This window comes from uncultured Amnibacterium sp., assembly GCF_964244015.1.
In the GTDB taxonomy this organism is placed as follows: domain Bacteria; phylum Actinomycetota; class Actinomycetes; order Actinomycetales; family Microbacteriaceae; genus Amnibacterium.
In genome coordinates this window covers 1-4,502 of the sequence record NZ_CAXTHO010000175.1, presented here as the reverse complement: position 1 = coordinate 4,502, position 4,502 = coordinate 1, and the positions used below count along the sequence as shown (strand labels likewise).

Sequence of the window (4,502 nt, the reverse complement as noted above, 5' to 3'; positions counted from 1 at the left end):
ACCAGAACTCCGTAAAGATGAAAAGTCACTCCTGGAGGTAGATCCGCGACTCCCAGCCGGCCAGCGTGACGGGGCCCGGTGCGAGCGCCGCCGCACGACCCTCCACCGATCCGAGCAGCAGCCGCGCTCCCGACCAGCCGTCGCCGAGTTCCAGCTCCCGCGGCTGCCTGCTGCAGTTCGCGACCACGAGCAGCTTCTGCCTGCCGGCGGTGCGGACGTAGGCCCAGACGTCGGGATCGTTCTCGAGCAACCCGGTGAAGTCGCCGTTCGCGATCACCGGGTGCTCGTGGCGGAGCGCGATCAGTGCCCGGTAGTGCTCGAACACGCTGCCGGCCTTGCCGACCTGCGCCGTCGCGTTCAGCCACGAGCGGTTCGGGTTCACGGGCAGCCACGGCTCCCCCGTCGTGAACCCCGCGGTCGGCGACGCGTCCCACTGCATCGGGGTGCGCGCGTTGTCGCGGCCGGCCTTCGCCATGCCGGTCAGCGCCGCCTGCTGGTCGAGGCCCTCCGCCAGCACCCGCTTCCAGAAGTTGACCGCCTCCACGTCCCGGTGCTCGGCCGCGGATCGGAACGGGTAGTTCGTCATCCCGAGCTCCTCGCCCTGGTAGACGTACGGCGTGCCGCGCATGCCGTGGAGGATCGTCGCGAGCGCTTTCGCCGACTGCTCCCAGTAGGCGGGATCGTCGTCGCCGAAGCGCGAGACGGCGCGCGGCTGGTCGTGGTTGTCCCAGTAGAGGCTGTTCCAGCCCTTCGCGGCGAGCGCCGTCTGCCAGCGGTGCAGCGAGCGCTTCAGCGACACCCGGTCGAGGGCGATGTGGTCGAACTTGGACGTCGGGCCCTGGTCGATCGAGACGTGCTCGAACTGGAACACCATGTCGACCTCCCCGCGATCGGGATCCGTGTAGAGGACCGCCTCCTCGGGTGTCACACCGGGCATCTCGCCGACGGTGAGGAACGACCCCTCCCGGCCCGCGAACACCTGCTCGTGCATCTCCGCGAGGAACTCGTGGACGCGAGGGCCGTCGGCGAACATCTGGAACGCGTTCACGTGCTCGCGCCCCGCCACCGGAGGGCCGTCGGCGTAGGACGGGTCCTTCGAGATGAAGTTGATGACGTCCATCCGGAAGCCGTCGACCCCGCGGTCGAGCCAGCGGCGCATCATCGCGAAGACGGCCTCGCGGACGTCCTCGTTCTCCCAGTTCAGGTCCGGCTGCTTCCGGTCGAACAGGTGCAGGTAGTACTGCCCGCTCGCCTCGTGCCACTGCCAGGCGGACCCGGAGAAGAACGAGCCCCAGTTGTTCGGCTCCTGCCCGGGCCCTCCCGAGCTGGTCGACGGGTCCCGCGGGTCGCGCCAGACGTACCAGTCGCGTTTCGCGCTGTCCCGGCCGGAGGCGGACTCCCTGAACCACGCGTGCTCGTCGGAGGTGTGGTTCACCACCAGGTCCATCACGAGCTTGATCCCGCGCGCGTGCAGGGCGGCGATCAGCTCGTCGAGCTGCTCGAGCGTGCCGAACAGCGGGTCGATGTCCTCGTAGTCGCTGATGTCGTAGCCGTTGTCGGCCTGCGGCGACGAGTAGATCGGCGACAGCCACACGACGTCGACGCCGAGCGTCGCGAGATGGTCGACGTGCTCCAGCACCCCGCCCAGGTCGCCGATGCCGTCGCCGTCGGAGTCCGCGAAGCTGCGCGGGTAGATCTGGTAGACGACGGCGGAGGTGAACCAGGCGGGATCGGACACCCGGCCATCCTCTTCCGAGCGGGGCCCGATGGGGCGCTCGAAGACCAGGTCGTGCTCGTATCGGTCGCCGAGCTTGAACCGCTTCGTGCCGATCCGCTCGAAGCCGTGCTTCGCGTAGAAGCGCTGGGCTCGCACGTTCTCCTCGTTCGTACCGAGCCAGATGCCGGCCGCACCGCCCTCGCGGGCCGCGTCGATCGTGCGCATGAGCAGCTCGCGTGCGGTGCCGCGACCGTGGGAGCCCTCGCGGACGTAGATCTTCGACAGCTCCGCCGTCGGTCTGATCCGCACCGCGGCGGCCACGTCCGCATCGACCGGATCACCCGACACCAGCATCGTGTACCCGTCGAACGGCGCTCCCGGCACGGACTCCGCGACCAGGAGCGTCCTGGCGGGATCGGCGAGGTAGCGGCCGAACGCCGCCTCGGACAGCGCGGTGGCGATGAAGTCGTCGATCGCCTCCTGCGCGGTCGAGGGAGGGCACGCGAGCGCGAAGGTGACCCCGGCCACCTCGGCGAGCGCCGCGGCGTCGGCCGGCAGGGCGCGGCGGACGGTCACGACGGCGCCCCGCGCCGCTCCGGGTCTTCCATCACCATGTCGGCCAGTCTGCATGGACCATCGGCGGCGGGCGGTGTCGGTGGCCGCTGCTGAGATGGTCGACCAGCAGCCCGTGCCGGGAACGAACGGAGGACCGATGGCCGAGAAGATGGGCATCGAGGCACGGATCGCGCACTTCCTGCGGGTGTCCGAGGACCCGAGCGCGACGCAGGCCGAACGCGACACGGCCGGCCAGGAGGCGGAGCGGCTGCTGGCGAAGCACGCCATCGACCGTCTGACGCTCGACGTCGAGGGCGCGCGCAGGGCGCAGCGGGAGCCGATCGAGCGCGTGACGGTCGAGGTCGCCGGGGGCCGCGGCACGATCGCGCTCGATGTCGTCCTCGGGCTCATCGCGGTGGCCGCATCGGTCGGGCTGGTCGCGCACTACCGCGACCGCCGCACGGTCGACCGTCACTGGGACGGTCCGGATGCGAAGCCGCACGTCGGCCTCGTCGTCACCGGCTTCCACTCCGACCTCGCGTTCGCGGTGCCGCTGCTCGAGTCGCTCGCCGTGCAGGCCGAGCTCGCGATGCGCGCGTGGTGGCGTGGCGACCGTCGGCACCGCCTGATCCAGAAGTGGGACGCGCATCTCGCGCGCTGCGCGTTCGCGCAGGAGTTCGGCAGAGGCGCCGCCGCACGAGTCGCTGCCGGGCGTGCGGCGGCGATCGCCCAGACCGGCGCGGGCACGGCGCTCGTCGTCGCGTCGCGCGACGCAGCCGTGCAGGACTGGGTGGAGCACAACGTGCACGTGCGCTCGAGAACGGACCGGCGGTCGTTCACCGGCTACGGCCGCGCCCCCGGCTACGCGGCCGGCCTGCAGTCGTCCGGGTCGGCGCAGCGCGCGATACCCGGTTGACCGGGGCGACCGACGGTCAGATCGGGTGGGGCTCGGTCGGGTTCGCGATGACGATCGCGGCGGTCTCCGGGCCCACCACGGCGACGGCCGCGGTGATGGGGGCCGAGTTCGTCAGCCGTTCCGGCGCAGTCAATTCGATGACGCGTGCGCGATCCATCAGGCCCGCCTCCACGACCACGTCGGCGACGTCCCTGCCGGTCAGCAGCGCGGTCTTCGCGAGCGCGGATGCCGCCGCGTAGCCGATGTCGGGCGTCAGGGCGGTCACGACCCCGACGGAGGTGCGCGCCATCGTGTCGAGACGGCTCACGTTCGCGCGGATGCCCTCGACGCAGTGCAGCCGGAGGGTCCGGCAGCCCGCAGCCAGCCACGACACGTTGGTGAGGATCGAGTGCAGGATGATCGGCTCGAACGCGTTCAGTTGCAGCTGGCCCGCCTCCGCCGCCATCGTCACCGTCAGGTCGTGGCCGACGATCGCGAACGCGATCTGGTTCACCACCTCCGGGATCACCGGGTTGACCTTGCCCGGCATGATCGATGAGCCGGCCTGGCGGGGCGGCAGTACGATCTCGCCGAACCCGGCCTGCGGCCCGGAGGAGAGCAGGCGGAGGTCGTTGCAGATCTTCGACAGCTTCACCGCGGCGCGCTTCAGCACGCCCGACATCTGCATGAACACCCCGGTGTCGCTGGTCGCCTCGATGAGGTCGCCCGCGGTCACGTACTGCTCCCCGAGCAGGTCGGTCAGGTGCGCCTGCACGGTCGCGGCGTAGCGCGGGTCGGCGGTGATGCCGGTGCCGATCGCGGTCGCGCCGAGGTTGATCTCGCGGAGCAGCGGCAGCACCTCGCGGATGCGGTCCTCGTCCTCGCCGAGCGTCGTGGCGAACCCGTGGAACTCCTGGCCGAGCGTCATCGGCACCGCGTCCTGCAGCTGGGTCCTGCCGACCTTCAGCACCTGGTGGAACTCGTGTCCCTTGTCCGCGAACGCCCGCCTCAGCGCGGTGTGCTCGACGAGCAGGTCCTCGAGGGCCATCGCGATCGCGATCTTCGCGGCGGTCGGATAGACGTCGTTCGTGCTCTGGCTGCGGTTGACGTCGTCGATCGGGTCGAGCGTCGCGTAGTCGCCGAGCGCGTGCCCGGCGAGGTCCAGCGCGACGTTCGCGACCACCTCGTTCGCGTTCATGTTCGTGGAGGTTCCGGCGCCGCCCTGGATCACGTCGACGACGAACTCGTCGTGGTGCGAGCCCGCACGGATCGTGGTGCACGCGCGCTCGATCATCGCCGCCTTGTGCGGGTCGAGCGCGCCGAGGTCGCGGTTGG

The 4,502-nt window shown here is 70.8% G+C and carries 3 protein-coding genes; 1 reads left to right on the top strand and 2 read right to left on the bottom strand.

Going from position 1 to position 4,502, the window contains the following annotated elements:
* Window positions 1-25: 25 nt before the first annotated feature.
* The gene (locus ACFE67_RS14205; protein ID WP_375407528.1) at window positions 26-2,293 is read right to left on the bottom strand and encodes an alpha,alpha-phosphotrehalase; all 2,268 of its coding nucleotides are present in this window, start codon (window positions 2,291-2,293) and stop codon (window positions 26-28) included.
* A gap of 136 nt (window positions 2,294-2,429) precedes the next feature.
* Here ACFE67_RS14205 and ACFE67_RS14200 point away from each other — a divergent pair, with 136 nt between their 5' ends.
* On the top strand, window positions 2,430-3,188 hold the full coding sequence (locus ACFE67_RS14200; RefSeq protein ID WP_375407527.1) for a hypothetical protein: 759 nt from the start codon (window positions 2,430-2,432) through the stop codon (window positions 3,186-3,188).
* A gap of 16 nt (window positions 3,189-3,204) precedes the next feature.
* On the opposite strand, the gene ACFE67_RS14195 is transcribed toward ACFE67_RS14200, so the two are convergent.
* Window positions 3,205-4,502: aspartate ammonia-lyase (locus ACFE67_RS14195; protein ID WP_375407526.1), on the bottom strand; the 1,298-nt coding region annotated here is incomplete at its 5' end.